Source organism: Geomicrobium sp. JCM 19037, assembly GCF_000698105.1.
In the GTDB taxonomy this organism is placed as follows: domain Bacteria; phylum Bacillota; class Bacilli; order Bacillales; family Marinococcaceae; genus Geomicrobium_A.
Genome location: NZ_BAWZ01000038.1, coordinates 12245 through 34302 on the forward strand (window position 1 = coordinate 12245; position 22058 = coordinate 34302).

The following is a 22058-nucleotide window of genomic DNA, read 5'->3' on the forward strand; positions in this document are numbered from 1 at the left end:
AGGAGGAGATTCCACGATGGAAATTACGAAAACAGAAAAATTATATACGAGTGCGGATGCAATGCTCGAAGCGTTCAAAGAGATGGGTGTTTCATATATTTTTGGAAACTTTGGAAGCGATCATCCGGCCATTATTGAAAGTCTCGCCCATTTTAAGCAACAAGGCATCTCAATGCCTGAAGTCATTATTTGTCAGCATGAGATGGTGGCTCTCAGTGCCGCTCATGGGTACGCACAAGTGACAGGTGAGCCACAAGCCGTCATTATACATGTGGATTGCGGCACACAAAATCTTGGCGGAGCCGTACATAATGCAGCTAAAGGAAGAATACCGGTCATTATTTTTGCTGGAATGTCACCGCTTACACAAGAAGGTGAGTTGCCTGGTAGCCGCAATGAATACATTCATTGGCTCCAAGATGCCCATGATCAGTCAGGGATTGTACGAAACTATGCAAAGCACGCTTACGAAATTCGCACTGGGAAAAATATTAAACAAGTGATGCACCGTGCGAAGCAGTTGGCTGTGAGTGATCCGCAAGGTCCAGTCTACCTAACAGCGGCGAGAGAAGTATTAGAAGAATCAAGCGAACCGGTGAGCCTTAATCATTCAAAGTGGAAGGGTCTCGCCCCCCAAGCAGTTGCTAAAGAAAAGCTCAATGACATGGTTGAGAAATTAACGGCAGCAGAACGGCCGCTTATTGTAACTTCTTATATCGGTAGACAAGAAGAGTCGGTGCATGAACTCGTGAAACTAGCAGAAGCGCTAAGCATTCCTGTGCTTGAATCTGCACCGAGTCGGATGAATTTCCCAGCAGAGCACCCGCTACACGTAGGTTATCGTTGGAATGAAAGTTTTGAAGACCCTTATGTAACGACAGCGGATGTGATTCTCGTTATTGATAGCGACGTACCGTGGATTCCTTTAACGAACCGTCCTCAAGAAGATGCTGATATTTATTATATTGATATGGATCCACTCAAGGAAACGACACCACTATGGTATTTTCCTTCCAATGAATTTATTAAAGCTGACAGTCTTGTATTCTTAAAGCAGGTGAATGAGCAAGTTGCGCGGACAGAATTAAACTATGAAAGAATCACTGCCCGACATGAAGCCGTTATGAAACACCATGAGACAACGCGTGAGGCTTGGAAACAAAAAGAAGTCGTATCAAGTGATGGAAGAATTACACCTGAGCTCCTATCGGCAAAGCTACGTGAAGTTCTAGATGAAGACGCTATTGTCATGAGTGAAGCGATTACCAACTTTACGACTGTGAATCAGCATATTCCACGTTCACTACCTGGTTCGTACTATAGCCTAGGCGCGAGTTCTTTAGGTTGGAACGGTGGTGCGGCAGTCGGTGCGAAACTTGCTTCACCAAACCGTCTCGTCGTGAGCTTAACTGGAGATGGATCGTATGTATTTAGCAATCCAACGCCAGTGCATTGGATGTCGAGAAAATATGACGCGCCGTTTTTGACGGTTATTTTCAACAACGAACAGTGGAATGCACCGAAGTTCTCCACATTAGGTGTTCACCCCGAAGGTGTTGCGCATGAAACAAATCAATTCTGGACAATGTTTGACCCGAGTTCGAATTTATCAGGAGTTGCAGAAGCAGCTGGCGGCGCCTATGCAGTATGTGTCAACGATGCAGACGAACTGAGCCAAGCGTTAACTGAAGCGATTAACGTTGTAAAAGGTGGAAGATCAGCTGTAGTCGATGTGCGTGTGACGGGACGTTAAAAAATTCAGATTGTTGCGCATAGGAGAACAACAGTGTTTGATGTTGTACAAGACTTCGCTACACTAAAATCAACGAAGAAAGGGGGCATTCAGGTGAAGGGTATGAAATGTAACCGCTTACTAGCCATTTCTAGTTTTGCATCATTTGTTTTGTTAGCTGGCTGTCAAACAGCAGAAACGAGTGGGGAGACGGTGAATGAGGTTGATCTTGCGTTTTCATCATTTATGCCAGGTCCTCACCCGCAGCATACGGATGTGTTTTATCCATTTATTGAAGAAGTAGAAGAAGCAACCGACGGCAGGGTGACGGGCACGTTGTACGCGGGCAATGCGTTGTCGAAAGCGGATCATCATTACGACTTAGTCGTCAATGGTGTGGCTGATATGTCCATTGCGCTACACGGGTATACGCCAGGGCGGTTTCCTGTAACCGGTGTCACCGAGCTGCCATTTATGGGAGAGAACGGCACAAAAGGAACGGAGATTTTGTGGTCACTGCATGAAAAGTACCCTGAAATCGAAGCTGAGCATGAAGGGGCGCGGGTAGGTTGGCTTTTCAAAAATGATCCTGCGCAAATTTTTACGACCGATACACCTATCCATTCACCTGAAGACCTTAAAGGGTTAAAAATACGGACCCCTTCCCCAGCAGCTCGGGACATTCTAGAGGCATACGGTGCCATTCCAGTGTCTATGCCGATGGGTGATGTATATGAAGGCATGCAACGTGGGGTCATTGATGGTGCGTTAGCACCGGCCTCGGTTGTGACAAACTTTCAGCTTGCAGATGTAACCGGATACATTACGGAAGGGAACTTTTACACGAGCAGCTTGTTTGTCGTCATTAACCCTGGAACATGGATGAACTGTCAACTGAAGATCAGGACTCACTCGAAGAAATTATGGGCGAAAACATGGCGATGAAAGCGGCTGAAGTGTATGACCATGATGGAGTTGAAGGCTTTATTGCCGCAGAGGAAGCGGGTGTTGAGATTTATACCATTCCAGAAGAGGAGATGGGTGTCTGGGAAGAACCGGTGCTTCCGCTCTATGAAGCATGGGTCGAAGATATGGAAGCGGACGGGTATGATGGTCAAGGAATTCTTGATGATGCGATCCGTTTAAGAGATGAGGGGCAGAGTAAGGTGCTCGACCGGACAATTTCTAGTTTTGAAACCGTAGTATTACAAATTAATAAATTTGCAGCGATTATCGCAGGCGTAATCCTGCTTGCGATGATGACGCTCACGTTTTTAGATGTTGTAGGTAGGTTCTTTTGGCAACCGATTACTGGTGCACATGAGCTAACGTATATGGCACTAGCGTTGATCGTATTTTTGAGCCTTGGGTTTACGCAAGTGAAAAAAGGACATATTTCTATAGATTTCCTCGTGGAGCGTTTCCCGAGACGTTTCCAAGCATGGTTATCACTCATTACTTACGGTGTGATGCTCGTCATCTTAGCGCTCATGACGTGGAAGACGTTCACGTACTCTGTGCAAATCTCTTCTACAGTAACGGGGGATCTAGGGTTGCCGGTATCTGCCTTCATAATTACCGGGGGCATAGGACTCGCGATATTTGTGCTCACCATCGTTCTTGATTTCTTGAAATCTGTCCGAGAGGTGGTCGGTCAAGATGAGTCCTGAGTTTATTGGTGTGATCGCCATCGTTGGTTTGTTCGTCTTGTTATTGTTGCGCGTACCGGTAGGGGTTTCACTACTTCTTGTCGGATTCTTCGGATTTTGGCAGTTACTCGACTTGGATGTTGCTCTAGCGCAACTGGGCATGAGTGCATTCGGAACGGCAAGCAACTACGGTTTAAGTGTGATGCCGATGTTTATTTTGATGGGGATGTTCCTTTCCTATAGTGGTTTGGCGAAAGACCTTTTCAAAGCAGTAAACAATTGGGGTGGGAAAGTGAACGGCGGGCTTGGCATGGCGACGATCGGCGCATCGGCGATCTTCTCCTCCATTTCCGGTTCTGTGAATGCGACAACCGCAACACTCGCAAAAGTCGCCATCCCTGAAATGAAATCGTATAAGTATCATCCGGGGTTAGCTCCGCATGTGTCGCAGCAGGCGGGACGCTCGGTGTTTTAATTCCGCCAAGTGTCATTCTCATATTGTATGGCATTTTAACGATGGAGCCGGTCGGTGAATTACTCATCGCGGGCGTCGTACCGGGGCTTCTGCTCACGATTACGTTTATGGCAGTCGTCTATATTCAAGTGAAAAGAAAACCAGAACTTGCTCCGAGTACCGACTATGAGGTGAGCTGGAGAGAAAAGTTTCTCTCACTTTCAGAAATCTGGCCGTTTGCGATTATTTTCCTTATAAGTATGGGCGGTATTTACATGGGGTTCTTCACGCCGACCGAAGCCGGTGGCGTTGGAGCCATTAGTGCACTCGTCGTCGCTTTACTCACAAAAAAATTAGACTTCAAAAAATTGCTAGAGTCTGTTGATGAGACGTTGCGACTTACGGCGATGATTTTCTTAATTTTGATTGGCGCGGGCTTGTTTAGTCAGTTTTTAGCAATGAGTCAAATCCCTGCAGCGGCAACGTCTTTCGTAACCGGTCTAGACGTTTCCCCATTTGTCATTATTGCGATATTGCTCGTTGTCTATTTCTTGCTCGGGTTATTTCTTGAAGGTATTGCGATCCTCGTTTTGACGTTGCCGATTGTGTATCCAATCGTGACGGGACTTGGGTTTGACGGGGTTTGGTTTGGCATCATTATGGTGATGGTCTTTAACATGGGTGTCATCACACCACCGCTTGGAATTAGCGTGTTTGTCATTAACGGTGTCGTTCGCGATATTCCTGTGCAGACGATCTTCCGAGGTGTCGTACCGATGTTAATTGCGATGGTTATATTTACAGCGGTTCTCGTTATGTTCCCACAAATAGTACTTACACTACCGAATCTAATGCAGTAGCTAATTAAAAGAGAGGCGGGATTAGCCAATGGAAAATTACGAACAGTACGCGAAAAGTTACACGAACGGAGAATGGGTAGCCGGGGGTAGTGACCGCTCGTTTGATAACGTAAACCCTTATAACGATGAAGTGATTGCGAGCATTCCACTAGCAACAAAACAACAACTAGAGCAAGCTTTTGAGGCGGCAAAACATGCACAAAAATCTTGGGCCAAAACGCCAGCAGACGAACGAAAAGTATACATCGAAAAGGCAATTGAATACTTCAAAGACAACAAAGACGAAATTGTACTTATGCTTTCCAAGGATACCGGAGGTTCTGTCTTAAAAGCGAATGTAGAATTCGGCCTCACGATGGAAATTCTCGAAGAGTCATTAAACTATGTTCACGAATTGGAGCATGTGCACGAAGTGTCTAATCATGTTCCGGGAAAAAAGAGCAAAATATACCGGACACCTCTCGGTGTTGTGGCGTCCATTTCACCGTTTAATTTCCCAATGAATTTGTCGATGAGAAGCATCATTCCAGCAATTGCCCTTGGAAATACGGTCGTTCACAAGCCGGATATTCAAGTTGCTTTTAGCGGTGGTGTTATGATTGCAAAAGCTTTTGATTATGCGGGATTACCTAAAGGTGTTTTTAACATGTTGCTCACAGATATTGAGGAAATTGGGAACGGGATGATTGACCATCCCCTTGCTGAGTTGGTTAGCTTCACCGGTTCAACGGCAGTAGGTAAGAAAATTGGCGAAACCGCTGGGCGCAATTTGAAAAAAGTCGCATTAGAACTAGGTGGAAATAGCCCATTCGTCGTTCTCGAAGATGCAGATGTTGACCAAGCAGTGAATGCTGCAATTTTTGGGAAGTTCATTCACCAAGGACAGATTTGCATGATTATTAATCGCATGATCATTCACGACGCGGTCTACGATTCGTTTGTTGAGAAGTTTGTCGAGCGGGCGAAAAAGATTCCATACGGTGACCAAACGAACCCTGAGACGATTATCGGGCCAATCATTAATAAAGATCAGTTAAAGAAAGTGAATGCACTTATTGAACAAGGGAAAAAAGAAGGAGCTACACTCGCTTTAGAAGGAGAGCAGATTGGAAATGTCATCACTCCTTATGTGTTTACTGACGTTCAAAACGACTCTGAACTCGCCCAAAGTGAAGTGTTCGGCCCTGTTGCTACGATGATTCGCGCCAAGTCTGATGAAGAGGCGATTTCTTTGGCAAACGATACGTCGTACGGCTTAAGTTCAGCCATCTTTACGAGTGATTTTGAACGAGCAGAAACACTTGCACTAGAACTGGATGCGGGGATGACCCACATTAACGATCAAACAGTGAACGATGCTCCAAATGTACCGTTTGGTGGGAACAAAGCAAGTGGCCTTGGGAGGTTTGGAAACCCATGGGTTGTTGAAGAGTACACAAACCCAAAATGGGTCACCGTTCAAGAAGAAACGCGTAAATATCCATTCTAAAACAGATAACAAAGATAGGAGTGTAGAAGGATGCATACGAATGTTGTCATTATTGGTGCGGGGCCTGCAGGGTTAATGCTCTCACATTTATTATCTCAAAATGGAATTGACTCCATTATATTGGAAAAACGATCACGCAAAGAAATTGAGGAGACGGTCAGAGCGGGCGTTTTAGAACAAGGGACCGTTGATTTATTGAAAGAAACCGGTGTGGGTACTCGAATTGAGCATGAAGGATTTGAGCATGAAGGCATTTATCTACAGTTCGGTCAAAAACGCGAACGCATTGACTTTCCGTCGTTGACGGGTGGGAAGAAGGTCGTTGTTTATCCGCAGCACGAAGTATTGAAAGATCTGCTCAAAGCGCGGATTGAAGATGGGGCAGCGATTCATTTTGAAGTCAATGAAGTAAAAACCCACGCCATTCATTCAAATAAACCGTACGTAACATACACTCCGGTAAAGGGTGCTTCAGAAGAAACCATTACGTGTGACTATATTGCAGGGTGTGATGGTTTTCACGGACCGTGCCGTGAAACGGTTACCGAGTCGGACTGTTCAGAGTATGAGAAGCTGTATGATTACGGTTGGCTAGGCGTTCTAGCCGAAACAGAGGTCGCAAGTGATGAACTGGTGTATGCGAATCATGAAAATGGGTTTGCGCTACTAAGTACCCGTACGCCTACATTGCAACGTTTTTATTTGCAAGTGGATCGAAAAGACGACATCAATCTTTGGTCCGATGATCGGATTTGGACAGAACTGAAGAAGCGTTCAGACATTGGTGACGGAAAAGAATTAAAGGATGGTCCAATCGTTTCCAAAAACATCGTTTCCATGAGAAGTTATGTGTGCGAGACGATGCGCAAAGGCAATTTGTTTCTTGCTGGTGATGCTGCGCACATCGTTCCTCCTACCGGTGCAAAGGCTTGAATCTAGCGATTAGTGATATCCAAATTCTTGCCGAAGGTTTAAAAGAGCGGTATCACAATGGCAGTGAAAATTTATTGGATCGTTATGAAGAAATCGCTTTGCAAAGAATTTGGAAAGCTCAACGTTTCTCATCGTTCATGACGACCCTTCTTCATACAGACGTGAAAAAGACGAAGTTTGAACGAAAAATCCAAGAGAGTGAATTTCATTATTTAGTATCATCGGAAGCCGCGAAACGCTCGTTAGCGGAAAACTATACAGGTTTGCCGATTGAATGGGGTCGCGCGCTAGCTCCGCAATATTCATAACTAAAAAGGGTTGTTATGCACGTTATGTGCGTAACAACCCAGCTTTTGTTAAAGGAAACTTGGTGTGTGATTTAATTTATGTTGATCGATTTTCCAATCATTCAATTCAAACGGAAAGTCTGAACCAGGGATCACTTGGTTTTTTCCGGCAATTTCGAGCAAATAGTCTAAAGTGCGCTCATCCCAAAGGACGCTGTCATAATAGAAGGAAGTCGCATATTCAAGTGGTGTTCGCTGGAGCTTTGCGAATTCATTTTCCCATGATCGGAACCCTTTGGACATTCTCCCGATTTGGTAAGGAAGAAACCCACCACCGTGAGCCAATAGAAAGGTGATGTTCGGATAGCGGTCAAGAACCCCTTGCACAATAAGGTTCGCAGCAGCAATGGTCGTTTCCCACGGCACGCCGATGAGGTTCGGCAGTTTTGAATGGTTAAGACGTGGATCGCTATGCAGAAGGGGGTGAACGAACAGAACAGCTTGAGTTGCATTCGCCGCTTCGAACAATGGATCAAAGAAAGAGTCAGCCAACGTTCGTTCCCCAAACCTGGGCCGACAATGGCTCCCTTCAACCCTTGTTGGATCGCTTGTTCCAATTCTTTGGCCGCTTGCTCAGGTGACTGTAAAGATAACGTAGCCAATCCTTCGAACGTGGCATCTTTCGCTTTTAAATGAACGAGCGCGTCGTTGTACACTTGAACAAGCTCACTCGTCACATCAACGGGTTGATCATAAAGAAACAGTTGAGGTACAGGGGAAACGAGTGCTTTACGAAAGGATGAGTACGCCGCTGTAAACGACTGTGTGCGTGTGAAATTTTCATTTAATGGAAATGCCCATTTGTCGTTAATGGAAAGTAAGGTTGTTTGTTCGTTTTTTTTGATCCACTTCGCATTGATGAGTGTTTTGTTCTCTTCAATCCATTGTTGTACTTGTTCTGGTATAAAATGTGTATGAGAATCAATCATGACGGACAGCTCCTAAATGTAATGGTTATTGTCTAAATCCTAGTTTTCGACTAATCTGTTTGCCGGCGTCAACCACTCTGCGTGTATGCGTATGAATCGTATATTGGTTCACACGTTGAACCGGTCCGATGAGATTGACTGAAGCAATCACTTTGCCTGTATAATCTCGAATCGGCGCAGCGATTGTAGCAACGCCTTCAGACAGTTCCTCCAAACTAATTGCGTAGCCTTTAGCGCGGACATCACGAAGCTCGTCGCGGAGTTCATCAACTGTTGTAATTGTATTTTTTGTATGGGCGACAAAGCCGTCACCTTCAACAGCTTGTAATAGACGTTCTTCATGATCGTGATACGCGAGCAAGATTTTTCCTGAGCTTGTGCAATAGGCCGGGTTTCTCTTTCCGATATGGGTGAACGCTCGGACTTGGTGTTTGCTTTCGACCTTTTGCAAATAGATCACCTCATGCTGGTCCAAAATCGCGAGGTGGGAGGTTTCTTGCGTCCGCTCGGTCAATTCATGCAAAACAGGTCCTGCCTCTTGATGAATGTCATACGTTGACGTACATACGCTCGCAAGAGAGAGGATCGACAATCCGAGACGAAAGCGTTGATTGTCTGGATTTTTTTCAATAAATCCTTCTTGCTGCAATGTGGCCATCATCCGACTCACGGTACTCTTCCCAAGATTCAAACGTTTCGAAATGTCAGTAAGTTTAAGTTCTGGCTCATCCATGGAAAAGCAATGCATAATACGCAACGCGTTGCGCACAGAAGAAAGTGTGTAATCTCGCTTTTTATTTATAACCGTTTCCATCGGGTGAACTCCTTTCTCGAGTAATTGTAACTAGACTATAGCATAGAAGTTTAAAGAATAAAGGCAAGAAATTCAAAAAAATTAAAAATAGTTCCGCATAGAAGAACAAAGATGTTTTATAAGGTACTTTTATAACGTAACCTATGAAGTAAGAAGAGAATAACTAGGAGGTTATCACATGAGTACAACGTCAACAGATGTAAAAGTACAAGGAATTGATTGTCAGCTATTTATTAATGGCAAGTATCAACCGTCCGTATCCAACAAAACTTTCAACAATATAGATTCAGCAACAGAAGAAGTCATTGGCACGGTAGCCGAAGGTACGAAAGAGGATGTAGACTTAGCTGTACAATCAGCAAGAAGAGCGTTAAATGGTCGTTGGAAAGAGATGACTACCAATGAGCGCTCAGCAATTTTAAGACGTATCGGTGATTTAATTCTAGAACGACAAGACGAATTGGCGAAATTGGAAGCGCTTGATACAGGAAAACCGTTATGGTTAGCGAATAAGATAGATATTCCGCGTGCAGCGTACAACTTCCACTTTTTTGCAGATTATATGACGACGCTCGGGACTGAAGCTTACCAACAAGACCAGGAAGCGTTGCACTACGCTTTGCGTAAGCCAGTCGGTGTGATCGGAATGATCAACGTGGAACTTGCCACTCCTGTTATTAACATGGAAGCTCGCACCTTGTCTTGCAGCAGGAAATACAACTGTAATGAAACCTGCAGAATGGACGCCAATGACCGCGACAGTACTTGCAGAAATTTGCAAAGAAGCAGGTGTTCCAGACGGTGTTGTTAACGTCGTTCATGGGTTTGGTCCAGGATCAGCAGGGGAAGCAATTTCGGCACATGATGATGTAGATGCGATTACGTTCACTGGGGAAACGTCAACGGGAACAGCAATCATGAAAGCAGCTGCACCAACGTTGAAGAAGTTGTCCTATGAACTTGGTGGAAAGAACCCAAACATTATTTTTGCGGATTCTGATCTTGATGAAGTCGTAGAGACAACGATTAAATCAAGCTTTATTAACCAAGGACAAGTTTGTTTATGTGGTTCAAGAATTTATGTGGAGCGCGGAGCGTACGATGAGTTTTTAGAGAAGTTCGCTGCGAAAACAAAAGAACTAAAAGTCGGCAATCCGTTTGATGCGGATATAAATCTCGGCGCAATGATCTCGAAAGAACACTATGAGCGTGTGCTCTCTTATATCGAACTTGCAAAAGAAGAAGGCGGAGAGTTTTTGACAGGCGGGCAAGTGACTGAAGGAATGGATAAAGGGTATTACATCAACCCGACGATCATTACCGGTCTAGACCGTAGCTCGCGCTGTGTAAGAGAAGAGATCTTCGGACCGGTCGTGACGGTCATTCCGTTTGATCTTGAAGATGAGGTCATCGGTCAAGTGAACGATACGCATTACGGTTTGGCGGCGAGCATTTGGACGAATGACTTAAGACGTGCCCACCGTGTTGCAGATGCTGTGGAAGCAGGAATTATTTGGGTGAACACGTGGTTCTTACGTGACCTACGAACGCCTTTTGGTGGCATGAAGCAAAGTGGTGTCGGTCGTGAAGGCGGTATTCATAGCTTTGAATTCTACTCAGAGTTAAAGAACGTAACGATTAAATTATAGAGAGGAACGGGTCAACATGCATGCACAAATTGCTAAGGATCTGCATCAAGCAGCCACATCGAGAGTGTCGATCCCACCTCTAACCGCGACTCATGAAGGCTTAACGGTTGAGGATGCGTATCAAATTCAAACCGAGTTTCTTCAGTTAAAAGATTCAAAAGAAACAAGACAGACCGGTCGCAAGATCGGTCTTACCTCCAAGCCGATGCAACAGCTTCTCGGTGTGAATGAGCCAGATTACGGTGTGTTGTTCTCAGATATGCTCATTCAAAATGATGGTGTAGTCGAAACCAATCAAACGATGCAACCGAAAGTTGAAGCAGAAATTGCGTTCGTACTGAAGCGAAACTTGCAAGGTCCAAATGTTACAGTAGCCGATGTGTTTGAAGCGACAGATTATCTCGTTCCTTCCATTGAAATTGTCGACAGCCGGATTAAAGATTGGAAGATTACCCTTCCTGACACGATAGCGGATAACGCTTCTTCGGGTCTGTATGTGATCGGCAATAAAGTGACAGCACCACGTGATGTGGATGCCAAATCTGTAGGCATGGTGCTCTACAAAAATGGTGAAATTGTTGGAACGGGTGTCGGCGCACTGGCAATGGGCGACCCCGCAACGTGTGTTGCGTGGCTTGCAAACAAATTATCAGAGTATGGCGAAGAGCTAAAAGCTGGGGAAACGATTTTATCAGGCGCCCTATCCGCGGCCGTTGAAGCAGCTCCAGGTGATCATTTCACTGCGAAACTAGCGCATCTAGGCGAGGTAAACGTTCGCTTTGCGAAATCTTAGGAGGATCATACGATGACGACAACTTTACAAAAAGATCTAGCAAGCCATCTGTTGGCATGTGAAGAGAATGTTCAAGATACAGTAAAAGTAACAAAAGAGATGGCACCTGATTTAACGATTGAAGAGGCCTATCTTGTACAAGAACAACTTGTACAAATGAAACTTGACAAAGGACTCACCATTGTCGGTCCTAAAATGGGACTGACGAGTAAGGCGAAATTGACGCAAATGAACGTTGACGAGCCGATTTACGGGTATGTATTCTCCAATATGGTTCATGACAACAAGAGTCAAGTCTCTATGAAAGAACTCATTCATCCAAAAGTCGAAGCAGAAATCGCCTTTGAACTTGGAGAAGACATGGAAGGACCAGGTGTATCTGCTGCAGACGTTATGCGAGCGACAGCCGCGTTCATTCCTGCGGTAGAAATTATCGACAGTCGCTACAAAAATTTTGAATTCACCCTTCCGGATGTGATTGCGGATAACGCATCGTCATCAAAAGTTGTATTTGGGGAGCGTGTCCCAAATCAACAAGACTTGGAACTTGATCTTCTAGGAGCAACCATTACAATCAATGATGAAGTGAAAGCAGGAGGAGCAGGCGCCGCGGTATTAGGTCATCCAGCGAATGCCATCGCTATGCTCGTGAACATGCTAGCGAAAAAAGGCGAGAAATTGAAAAAAGGCCAAATCATACTATCAGGGGCAATTACTGAAGCAATCTTAGCTGAAACCGGAGATCAAATTGGTGTCTCCATTGATCAACTAGGTGAAGTAAAGTTCTCTTTCATAGACTAGGAGGGATCATATGCCATTGATTCAAGTATCGATCATGGAAGGGCGCAGTGAAGAAAAAATTGAAAAGCTCATTCATGAACTAACGAAAACAACGGCCGAAACACTCGAGTCTCCGATTGAAAACGTTCGGGTTCTCGTCAACGAGATGCCGACGACACATTGGGGCATTGCCGGTGAAAGTGTGTCCAAGAAGAAATCCAAGGAGGCGAACTAGATGTCAGTTGAATTAGGTGTGCTCGCAGCTCACGTACCTAGCATTTGCCATCGAGAGAACATTCCTCCATTCCAAGAGAATCTCGTTAAGGAAATGGATCAGATTGCTAAAGACATCGAAGAGATCAATCCTGAGCTCATTTGCATCGTGTCTTGCCATTGGATCTCAACATTCAACCATTATGTAGACGTTGCACCTGAGCATAAGGGGATTTTAACCGCTTTTGAATGCCCGGACATCATTTCAGATGTGGCGTATGAATATAAGGGTGATCGAGAGATTGCAAACGAGATGGTTCGTGCTGGGAAAAGTGCACGGATCCCTGTTACTGCAGTCGACGACCCGACGTACGTTTGGGATTATGGCACGGTTGTGCCACTGCGCTATTTGTTGCCGAAACTTGACGTACCCGTCATTAGTCTGTCCATTGCCGAAGCGGCAGGACTAGATGAAACGAGGCAATGGGGAGAAGTCATTCGCTCGGTTATAGATGAATCTGGAAAGAAGACCGTATTCATCTTCAGTGGAGCACTTGCCCACAACCTCGTGAGAGGGCGCATCAACATGCCGACCATCTCTGAGCAAGCGTTGGATAAACAATTTATCGATTACACGATGCAACGTGACTTGCAATCTATGCAGACGATGCTCCCACAATACGCAAACACCGCAGGCGTCGAAGGTGGTGGCCGACACTTAGCGATGATGCTCGGCATCATTGACGAAGAGTATAAGCCTGACTTCAAAGCTTACGCTCAGTCTTCAGGTAGCGGCAACGCTATCATAACCTTTGAAAAAGAAAAGAGCGCCACGAAAGTATAACGAACGTAACGCATCAGAAAAAATCGCCTGGCCCCAATCGCGTAATTGGTCCAGGCGATTTTTAAAGCGATCATGACTAACGTCGATTGCCACAGAAGGCACCCCACTCGGTATCCTCGTCCCGAGCGTAAGTAGGAAAGCTGTTTAATCGAGGAGTCTAGGTCGTTCGGGCTAGGGGAGCGAGGGAGGCGATCTAGATCGCCAATCTCCTAGAAAATCCCAAAATCAAGCCGCCCTTCTCATCTCAGATGTGGAAAGTCATGAAAAACGATCTATATGGAGTGAACCAAACATTTTCTTCACCTGCACTGTTGGGTGGGAGGGGTAGCGCGGTGCTAGGTGCCATTCTGCGCGCGAGTTTCCCCCATCTGCGCGCAAGTTTGGGCTTTTGACTTGATTTTAGCGTTGATTTCCCTAAACTTGCGCGCAGTTTGTTCCAACTTGCGCGCAGATTCCAAGATGTAGTGCCAACGACACGTCGGCCCCGCCGGGACCGAAATGGAAACCCTACTCGGTTCGGCGCGACTCGCGCCGACATCTTGTAGGTGCTTCAGGAAGAGCATGTACAGGAGACCCGGTAATCTGTTCCCGAGTTTGCTCCTTCTGTTCCCTAGTTTATGAGAAAAGACCACTTTTCCTACGATTTCCCCCAACTTGAGAACAGTTCGGCCGCAACTCGAGCACAGTTTCCATTTTTCCAAGCTCACCATTGGTTTTCGATGGAACTCTTTCGTTCAACTTACCTAGAACCGAAATGGATGTGTGTATAAACCGGATGTCTTGCAAGGATCATCCGGTTTTTCGTTCGTCTATAAACGATTGGGCTGAATCGCGTAGCCGAGATTTTTTTGAATTTATGAAGGAATTTATACACCGAATGTCTAAACAGTTATACAACCACAACTAATAATTATTGGCACAACTATTGCATAGTAAAAGGACTGAAGACAACACAAGACGTAACCTCTAACGATTAATGGAGGTGGTTGAAAAACCGCTCGAATTGTAAACGCTTACTTTTTTGGGTTGACTAAAGGTGAATTTGAAATGAAGGAGGAGATGAATCATGGATTTGATTGCACCATATGATTACAACATTGCTGATGACGTCGAACAATTTGCAGGAGAGGAAGGGAAGTTAGCCATTCGCTGGTTGAATGAAGCGGGTGAAAAGAAAGATGTCACATACAGTGAGCTAGTTTCGCGGGCAAATCAATATGCGCGTGTTCTCCATAATCATGGTCTACAAAAAGGTGATCGTGTCATTATTAGCTTACCTCGCATACCAGAAGCGTACGTGACGTATCTCGCCTGCTTGAAAGCAGGTTTTGTTGCAATTCCGTGTTCAGAGATGCTGCGAACGAAGGACCTCCAGTTTCGGTTTGAGCATTCAGAGGCGCGCGCCATCGTCGCATCTGCAAAAGCGGCTGCGGAAGTAAACGAAATTGCCGGAGATTATGATGCGCGGGAACGCCAATTTCTAATCGGAGAGAAAGGGAGCGGCTGGTTAGATCTGGAGCAGTTAGCTGACGGGGAAAGTGATACGCTCATACGAAGCGAAACGACGCGTGAAGACTTGGCGTTTTTATCCTATACGTCAGGGACGACCGGTAATCCAAAAGGAGTTGCCCATACACACGGTTGGGGGTACGCCCATGTAGAGACCGCGGCGAAAAATTGGCTCGGTGCGAAAGAGAATGATCTCGTGTGGGCAACGGCAGCACCGGGTTGGCAAAAGTGGATCTGGAGTCCGTTTCTTTCAACAATTATGCTCGGTGCGACCGCGTTTGTGTACGATGGACCATTTGATGCCAAAAAGTATCTTTCTCTTTTAGAGAACGAGGGGATTCGCGTGCTCTGCTGTACCCCAACCGAGTATCGCTTAATGGCAAAGGTCGACCAGCTCGCAAGTTACAAGCTTCCTCACTTAAAAAGTGCAGTCTCTGCAGGTGAGCCGTTAAACCGTCCGGTTATTGATGCGTTTTTGGACGCATTTGATATCAATGTGAGAGATGGGTATGGGCAAACGGAAAACACACTGCTCGTTGGAACGTTGGAAGGTATGGAAGTTCGCCCTGGCTCAATGGGCGTGCCGACGCCAGGCAATACGGTCGAAGTGGTTGATCCTTATGGTGGGCGTTGTGCTGATAATATCGTTGGTGACATTGGTGTGCATAAAAGTTCACCCGCTTTATTTAAGTCGTACTATAAAGATCCGAACCGCACGTCACTTGCGTATCGTGGTGAGTGGTTCATTACCGGAGACCAAGCGTACCGAGATGCGGACGGGTACTTATGGTTTGTCGGTCACGGCGACGACATCATCATTAGCTCAGGATATACGATCGGACCGTTCGAGGTCGAAGACGCACTTGTGAAACATGAGGCGGTAAAAGAGTGTGCAGTTGTTGCTGAACCTGATGAAATTCGGGGCAATATCGTCAAAGCTTACGTCGTGCTTAAGGACAAAGCGTATGATGGGCTTGTAGAAGAATTGCAAGATCATACGAAGCGGTTGACGGCCCCGTACAAATACCCAAGAAAAATTGAATTTATTGATGACCTTCCTAAAACAACATCAGGAAAAATTCGACGAGTGTCATTAAGGAATGAAAGTGATCATACGAAAGCGAAGAGGTGATTTGAGTGGGGCAAAGAAGTTCGCGTGACCATAGTGGCCAGTGGATGAGGATTGCTCCACGTACAGTAGCACCTACGGACAGTATCCGTGACGTACTTCCTGTCATGGCCGAAGTCGCCGATGGTGAAGTTCCTGTTGTAGATGCCAGCAAGTTAGTCGGAATCATCACAATTCGCGATTGCCTTCGTGTTGAAGATGCAAACGTCCACGTTCAGCACGTCATGAACACTGAATTCTTTTCCGTAGGAGAGGATTTTTCCTTAAGATCGAGTAAGCAATGTCCTCTCTATGTGATTCAAGAGAAGACGGGCACGTTGCTCGGAATTGTCGGTCGGGATGAATGGTTTGCGTTCTACCGTTATATTGAGGAACAAGAGGAAGTGGCTCGTCAGGCGATTGATTGGATGAAGCTAAGTTTAGACACCGCTTATGAGGGGGTTGTGATTGTTGATGAGCGGGGGATCATTCAATTATTCAATGATACGTACGCCCGGTTTGTTGGTGTGACGAAAGAGGAAGCGATCGGCCGAGCGGTTGAGAAGGTGATTGAGAATACGCGTTTGCCTGTTGTCTTGAAGACGGGTGTTCCTGAGCGAAGTCAGGCGCATCGCTTGCAAGGACAAGAACTGGTTGTGCATCGCTTGCCGATGTGGCGAGACGGTAAGGTGATTGGCGCGGTGGGGATGCTCGTGTATGAAGGGAAAAAGGAGCTTTTGGAAACGTTAGAGCGGATGGACATTTTGGATTACAGCAAACCTGAGCAGGAGACGGTTGTCGAGAAGAAGCGAGGCATTCCGGATATTCGTTTTGAAGACATTATCGGGGAAAGCGCGAAGATTGCCGAGTCCAAGAAAATGAGTCGAAAAGCGGCGAGAACAACAGCTTCTGTCTTAATTACAGGAGAGTCTGGTGTTGGTAAAGAACCGTTTGCCCAAGCAATTCACAATATGAGTGCTCGAGGAGAAGGGCCATTCGTTGCTGTCAATTGTGCCGCGATCCCTGAAAACCTTTTGGAGTCCGAGCTGTTTGGCTATGTGAAAGGGGCGTTTACGGGCACAAAGAGTGAAGGCAAGCCCGGCAAGATGGAACTTGCACATGGGGGAACGTTGTTTCTTGATGAGATTGGGGATATGCCGCTTGAGGCTCAAGCGAAAGTGCTACGAGCACTTCAGAGCAAAGAGATTGACAGGGTAGGCAGTACGTCTCCGACACCGGTTGATTTTCGGTTAATTTCCGCAACGAATCAAGATTTGAAACAAAGGATCAGGCAAGGGAAGTTCCGAGCCGATTTGTATTACCGGTTACATGTAATCGATATTCCCATTCCGCCGCTACGGGAGCGAAAGCGAGACATCCCGTTAATCATCGCGCACCAGCTCAAAACGCTTAGTTGTGACAATGGTGCGAAAGAGCGGACGATGGATAAAGCAGTGATTGAGCGGATGTTCCAGTACGACTGGCCAGGAAACGTACGAGAGCTCATACACGTCGTGGAACGCATGTTTCACCTTTGTGATGATGATCGAATTACAATTGAGGATTTGCCAGGTGAATTGCGGACCTTTCAGGATGAGGCGGCTTCTGTTCCTTATATCGAATGGCAAGAGATGAACCGAGAGCAAATGCAAGAGTATGAGCAGGAACAAATTGAAGCGGCTTTGCAAGAAGTGGATGGCAATAAATCTAAAGCGGCAAAGAAACTTGGAATTTCTAGAGCAACGCTGTACAACAAAATGTCTCGTTTCCAACGATCGATGATGTAAAAGTGTTTAGACACGTAGACAGTTTGAGCAGTGCCAACGCTCGGGAGTTCGAAGAAGTTGTTGGCATATCTTTTGCAGTTTGTTAGATGACGAGGAGGTCATGAGCATGAAAACAAAATATTCAAGGCCAATGTGGGGCGGTAGCTTACAGAGCATGCAAGATGCGTTTACGCCAGAAGACCTTTCTACCGATGAAGTAATGATTCAGAAGACGACAGAGAAGTTTGTCACGAATACCATTCTTGCAAATATGGAACAGGCGGAAACGCATGACTATACGTTTGCCAAAGATGCCTTTCAAGAGGCGGGTTCTCTCGGTTTGCAGGCGGTTGAAATTCCAGAAGCGTACGGAGGATTTGGACTTGGCAAGCATGTTGCTGGACTCGTTGCAGAGGGGATTGGCAATGGCGGTGGCTCGTTTAGTGTGGCGTTTAATATTCATGCGGGCGTTGGCACGACACCGTTCATTTATTATGGAACAGAAGAACAGAAAGCCACATATTTGCCAAAACTCGGGTCCGGAGAATGGGTAGGGGCATACGCACTGACTGAACCCTCAGCAGGCTCAGATGCGTTGAAAGGAAAAGCACGAGCGACGTGGAATGATCAAGACGGTGTATGGCAATTAACCGGTGAGAAACAATGGATTACGAATGCGCATATTGCCGAAGTGTATGTGGTGTTTGCGAATTCGGATGAAGGAATGACCGCATTTATTGTAGAAAGAACACAAGACGGTGTAACGCTCGGGCCAGAAGAGAAGAAGATGGGCATCAATGGTTCATCAACGGCAACGCTTTTGCTTGAGGATGTCGTTGTAAATCCAGATCGTGTGCTCGGCGAAATCGGTCAAGGACACAAGATTGCGCTGAACACTTTAAACCTCGCTCGACTAAAATTAGCATTTAACAATATAGGGGCATCAAAGCGGGCGTTAAAGCTTTCGGTCAACTATGGTTTGGAGCGAAAACAATTTCAGCAATCACTCGTGAACTTTCCGCTCATTCAAGAGAAGTTGGCGAATATGAATACTGCACTATTTGGGGTTGAAAGCTTCGCCTATGGAACAGCAGGAAGTGTAGAGAATGCACTTGCCTCCTCAGAGGGAATGAATTCGTCTTCGATCGTGCGGGCGTTCATCCCAGACTGTGCGATGTGTAAGACCTATGCCTCAGAAGTGTTAGGAGAAATTTCGGATGAAGCGGTGCAAATTCATGGTGGTTATGGCTTTATGCAAGAGTATGAGGTTGAGCGACTGTACCGGGATGCCCGCATTAACCGGATTTTTGAAGGGACAAATGAAATCAATCGTATGGCATCAGCAAAAGCTTTGCTCAAGCAAGACGTTCACGTCAATGAGAATCCAATCAGTGACACGGATGTCAACGGGCAATGGATTGCGGCTACAGAAAGAATTATGTCTGAAGTTTTAGAAGGGCTGTCTCTCACCGATGAAGTTTCTGAAAAGCAAGAAGTGTTACGGATGGTCGCAGACTCGTTTGCAACCGTAGCTGTGATGCGGTCATCGTATACACGAACGGTCAAGCACCCGACCGAGCTAAAAGAATGGATGACCCGAGTGATTTGTGAAGAGGGCTATGAGAACGTCGAGAGTAACATGACGAGACTTTGGTTAGCACTTGATCAGCCGGAAGAGGCGAATCGTGTAAAACGACAAAGTCGAACGCCAGAACGAAGTGACCTGACGAAAGTGAAGCGAAAGATTAGTGAACGAGTAATTGAAGCTAAAAACTATATTTCGTAAAAGTGAGGGATCCGAAATGAAAATTGGTTGGATTGGGTTAGGGAACATGGGAATGCCGATGGCAACGAATCTCATTGAATCGGGGTATCAAGTCGTTGGGTTGATTTGAATGCCGAAGCTGAACGTGCGTTTGAAAATGCGGGCGGCAGCATTGGCGCGTCTATAGCCGCATTGGCTGCAGAATGTGATATGGTCATTACGAGCTTGCCGTCCGCACGAGCTTACGAATCGGTGTTTTTAGGTGCTGAAGGTTAATTGAAAACGCCCATGACGATGTGTTGCTCATGGATACGAGCACCGTTGCACCGGAGAACAATGAAACAGTAGAAGGAGCTGCTAAGAAACGTGAAGTGCTCTTTCTTCAGGCACCTGTCAGCGGAGGCGTCGTAGGCGCTGAAAACCGGACGCTCACGTTTATGTGCGGCGGCCCGAAAGTCGCGTTTGATACAGCGACACCCGTCATGGACGTGCTCGGGGCGAACCTCTTCCACGTCGATGAGCGAATCATTAGCGGAACGATGACGAAGCTCATCAACAACTTACTCATCGGTTTTTATACTGCTGGGGTAAGTGAAGCACTTACGCTCGCGAAGAAACAGAACATGGATTTGGACGCGTTGTTTGATGTGATGAATGTGAGTTACGGGCAGAGCCGAATTTATGAACGAAACTACAAGACGTTTATTGCAAACAACGACTACAACCCTGGCTTTACGCTAAGTTTATTGCGGAAAGATTTGAACTTCGTGAAAGAGACGATGACAAGAGAAGGGTTGCACTTACCAATCACCGATGCGCTCATTGATGTGTATGAAGAAGCAGAAGACGCAGGGTTAGGCGATCGCGATATGGCCGTATTGTATGAACGCGTCGGAGACCAAGACATTTCATTCCAATCTGTAAAGGAGAGTTCAAAATGATCACAGAAGTAAAAACAATGAAAAATTACATTAATGACCAGTGGCAAGAAACGGTGGGTGGGACGTATGAGTCGGTTCCAAATCCAGCGACAGGTGAGGAAATTGCCAAAGTTCCGATCTCGACAAGTGAAGATGTCGACCGCGCGGTTCAGGCGGCGAAAGAAGCGTACGAGACTTGGTCACAAGTGCCAGTTCCGGAGCGGGCACGTTACATGTTCCGTTATTTGCAACTCTTAAACGAAAACCGCCAAGAGCTAGGAGAGATTATCACGCTCGAAAACGGCAAAACATTAAAAGATGCCCACGGCGAAGTACAAAGAGGGATTGAAGTTGTGGAGCTCGCTACATCTGCGCCAAACTTAATGATGGGTGATGCACTGCCTCGTATTGCTGGAGGCATTGACGGCTCCATTTGGCGCTATCCACTAGGGTCGTAGCAGGGATTACGCCGTTTAACTTCCCGATGATGGTGCCACTTTGGATGTACCACTCGCCATTGCTTGCGGGAATACATTCGTATTAAAGACGTCAGAACGGACACCAGTGCTTGCAGAGCGTCTCGTTGAGCTTTTTTACGAAGCAGGTTTTCCAAAGGGCGTGCTAAACCTCGTACACGGTGCAAAAGATGTCGTCAACCGCATTCTGACACACGAAGACATTGAAGCGATCTCGTTTGTCGGGTCTGAACCGGTAGCGAAGATCGTATATGAAACCGGTACAGCTCATGGTAAGCGCGTGCAAGCTCTTGCAGGTGCGAAGAACCATGCGACGGTGTTGGCTGACTGCAACTTGGATAAAACGATCGAAGGCGTTATTGGTTCGGCATTCGGTAGTAGCGGGGAGCGTTGCATGGCTTGCTCCGTTGTGGCGGTAACTGAAGACATTGCCGATGAGTTTATGGAGCGTCTCACTGCACGTACTCGCTCCCTTGAAGTTGGCGACGGGCGGTACGAAGAGAACTTCGTCGGACCCCTCATTCGCGAGTCCCATAAAGAACGCGTCGTTGGGTATATCGACTCCGGCGTGCAAGAAGGCGCCAACCTTGTCGTAGACGGGCGTGAAAAGGGCGATGCAAAAGAGAGTGGCTACTACGTTGGAGCAACGATCTTTGATAATGTCACGCAAGAAATGAAAATTTGGCAAGATGAGATCTTTGCGCCCGTGCTTAGCGTCGTTCGCGTCAAAGACTTGGATGAAGCGATTGAAGTCACGAACGCCTCAAAATTCGCAAATGGAGCGGTCATCTATACGTCTAGTGGAAAATCAGCGCAACTGTTCAGAGACCGAATTGATGCGGGGATGGTCGGTATTAACGTGAACGTGCCCGCACCGATGGCATTCTTCGCGTTTGCCGGGAACAAAGCCTCATTCTTTGGAGATCTTGGAACAAACGGAAAAGACGGTGTTCAATTTTATACAAGAAAGAAAGTCGTCACAGAACGCTGGTTCTAAATTGAAAATGAGTAGCCGAGGGCAACTGCTC

The 22058-nt window shown here is 46.3% G+C and carries 13 protein-coding genes and 5 pseudogenes; 16 read left to right on the plus strand and 2 right to left on the minus strand.

From position 1 onward, the window contains the following. Positions 1-16 precede the first annotated feature (16 nt). The 6 genes and pseudogenes from JCM19037_RS17750 to JCM19037_RS17775 all read left to right on the plus strand — a co-directional run bounded on the left by JCM19037_RS17750 (position 17) and on the right by JCM19037_RS17775 (position 7425). Complete coding sequence (locus tag JCM19037_RS17750) at positions 17-1753, plus strand: thiamine pyrophosphate-requiring protein (protein WP_042403419.1); 1737 nt, start codon at positions 17-19, stop codon at positions 1751-1753. A gap of 33 nt (positions 1754-1786) precedes the next feature. After that, entirely contained in the window at positions 1787-2677 is an 891-nt protein-coding gene (locus tag JCM19037_RS17755) for a TRAP transporter substrate-binding protein (protein ID WP_042403421.1), read from the plus strand. Beyond that, positions 2668-3402 (plus strand): TRAP transporter small permease, encoded by a 735-nt coding sequence (locus JCM19037_RS17760; RefSeq protein WP_052364024.1) that lies wholly within the window; start codon positions 2668-2670, stop codon positions 3400-3402. The genes JCM19037_RS17755 and JCM19037_RS17760 overlap by 10 nt, the downstream gene beginning before the upstream one ends. Further along, a pseudogene (locus JCM19037_RS17765) lies at positions 3392-4695 on the plus strand (TRAP transporter large permease). Before JCM19037_RS17760 ends, JCM19037_RS17765 begins: the two are co-directional and overlap by 11 nt. A 28-nt stretch (positions 4696-4723) precedes the next feature. Continuing rightward, positions 4724-6184: an aldehyde dehydrogenase family protein gene (locus tag JCM19037_RS17770; protein ID WP_042403424.1), complete on the plus strand. Its 1461-nt coding sequence runs from the start codon at positions 4724-4726 to the stop codon at positions 6182-6184. Positions 6185-6259: 75 nt separating this feature from the next. Then, positions 6260-7425 (plus strand): annotated as a pseudogene (locus tag JCM19037_RS17775) (4-hydroxybenzoate 3-monooxygenase). A 48-nt stretch (positions 7426-7473) separates the two neighbouring features. Here the strand turns inward: JCM19037_RS17775 and JCM19037_RS27675 are convergent. Further along, positions 7474-7956 carry an amidohydrolase family protein gene (locus tag JCM19037_RS27675; protein ID WP_052364025.1) on the minus strand — a complete coding sequence of 161 codons (483 nt, stop codon included), beginning with the start codon at positions 7954-7956 and terminating at the stop codon, positions 7474-7476. 462 nt (positions 7957-8418) lie between these two features. Then, positions 8419-9207 carry an IclR family transcriptional regulator gene (locus JCM19037_RS17785; protein ID WP_042403427.1) on the minus strand — a complete coding sequence of 263 codons (789 nt, stop codon included), beginning with the start codon at positions 9205-9207 and terminating at the stop codon, positions 8419-8421. Positions 9208-9385: 178 nt separating this feature from the next. Between JCM19037_RS17785 and JCM19037_RS17790 the strand changes: the two are divergent. The 10 genes and pseudogenes from JCM19037_RS17790 to JCM19037_RS17840 all read left to right on the plus strand — a co-directional run bounded on the left by JCM19037_RS17790 (position 9386) and on the right by JCM19037_RS17840 (position 22027). Then, positions 9386-10856, plus strand: a pseudogene (locus JCM19037_RS17790) (aldehyde dehydrogenase). 16 nt (positions 10857-10872) lie between these two features. Further along, complete coding sequence (locus JCM19037_RS17795; RefSeq protein WP_042403428.1) at positions 10873-11649, plus strand: 2-keto-4-pentenoate hydratase; 777 nt, start codon at positions 10873-10875, stop codon at positions 11647-11649. Between the two features lie 12 nt (positions 11650-11661). Continuing rightward, positions 11662-12450 (plus strand): 2-keto-4-pentenoate hydratase, encoded by a 789-nt coding sequence (locus JCM19037_RS17800; protein WP_042403430.1) that lies wholly within the window; start codon positions 11662-11664, stop codon positions 12448-12450. 10 nt (positions 12451-12460) lie between these two features. Next, positions 12461-12664: a 4-oxalocrotonate tautomerase gene (locus tag JCM19037_RS17805; protein ID WP_042403432.1), complete on the plus strand. Its 204-nt coding sequence runs from the start codon at positions 12461-12463 to the stop codon at positions 12662-12664. After that, the gene (locus JCM19037_RS17810) at positions 12665-13486 is read left to right on the plus strand and encodes an extradiol ring-cleavage dioxygenase (RefSeq protein WP_042403434.1); all 822 of its coding nucleotides are present in this window, start codon (positions 12665-12667) and stop codon (positions 13484-13486) included. A 1066-nt stretch (positions 13487-14552) separates the two neighbouring features. Further along, on the plus strand, positions 14553-16127 hold the full coding sequence (locus JCM19037_RS17820; RefSeq protein ID WP_042403439.1) for an acyl-CoA synthetase: 1575 nt from the start codon (positions 14553-14555) through the stop codon (positions 16125-16127). Positions 16128-16132: 5 nt separating this feature from the next. Beyond that, positions 16133-17890 (plus strand): sigma-54-dependent Fis family transcriptional regulator, encoded by a 1758-nt coding sequence (locus JCM19037_RS17825; RefSeq protein ID WP_238544799.1) that lies wholly within the window; start codon positions 16133-16135, stop codon positions 17888-17890. Between the two features lie 106 nt (positions 17891-17996). Further along, the gene (locus tag JCM19037_RS17830) at positions 17997-19655 is read left to right on the plus strand and encodes an acyl-CoA dehydrogenase family protein (protein WP_042403441.1); all 1659 of its coding nucleotides are present in this window, start codon (positions 17997-17999) and stop codon (positions 19653-19655) included. A gap of 16 nt (positions 19656-19671) precedes the next feature. Then, a pseudogene (locus tag JCM19037_RS17835) lies at positions 19672-20575 on the plus strand (NAD(P)-dependent oxidoreductase). After that, positions 20572-22027: pseudogene (locus JCM19037_RS17840) on the plus strand (CoA-acylating methylmalonate-semialdehyde dehydrogenase). Before JCM19037_RS17835 ends, JCM19037_RS17840 begins: the two co-directional pseudogenes overlap by 4 nt. Positions 22028-22058 lie beyond the last annotated feature (31 nt).

Excerpts from the sequence above, each read along its gene's own strand:
- JCM19037_RS17805 (WP_042403432.1), top strand. The coding sequence starts at position 12,461 with ATGCCATTGATTCAAGTATCGATCATGGAAGGGCGCAGTGAAGAAAAA.
- JCM19037_RS17760 (WP_052364024.1), top strand. The coding sequence starts at position 2,668 with ATGGCGATGAAAGCGGCTGAAGTGTATGACCATGATGGAGTTGAAGGC.
- JCM19037_RS17810 (WP_042403434.1), top strand. The coding sequence starts at position 12,665 with ATGTCAGTTGAATTAGGTGTGCTCGCAGCTCACGTACCTAGCATTTGC.
- JCM19037_RS17785 (WP_042403427.1), bottom strand. The coding sequence starts at position 9,207 with ATGGAAACGGTTATAAATAAAAAGCGAGATTACACACTTTCTTCTGTG.
- JCM19037_RS17750 (WP_042403419.1), top strand. The coding sequence starts at position 17 with ATGGAAATTACGAAAACAGAAAAATTATATACGAGTGCGGATGCAATG.
- JCM19037_RS17770 (WP_042403424.1), top strand. The coding sequence starts at position 4,724 with ATGGAAAATTACGAACAGTACGCGAAAAGTTACACGAACGGAGAATGG.
- JCM19037_RS17820 (WP_042403439.1), top strand. The coding sequence starts at position 14,553 with ATGGATTTGATTGCACCATATGATTACAACATTGCTGATGACGTCGAA.
- JCM19037_RS17800 (WP_042403430.1), top strand. The coding sequence starts at position 11,662 with ATGACGACAACTTTACAAAAAGATCTAGCAAGCCATCTGTTGGCATGT.
- JCM19037_RS17795 (WP_042403428.1), top strand. The coding sequence starts at position 10,873 with ATGCATGCACAAATTGCTAAGGATCTGCATCAAGCAGCCACATCGAGA.
- JCM19037_RS17830 (WP_042403441.1), top strand. The coding sequence starts at position 17,997 with ATGAAAACAAAATATTCAAGGCCAATGTGGGGCGGTAGCTTACAGAGC.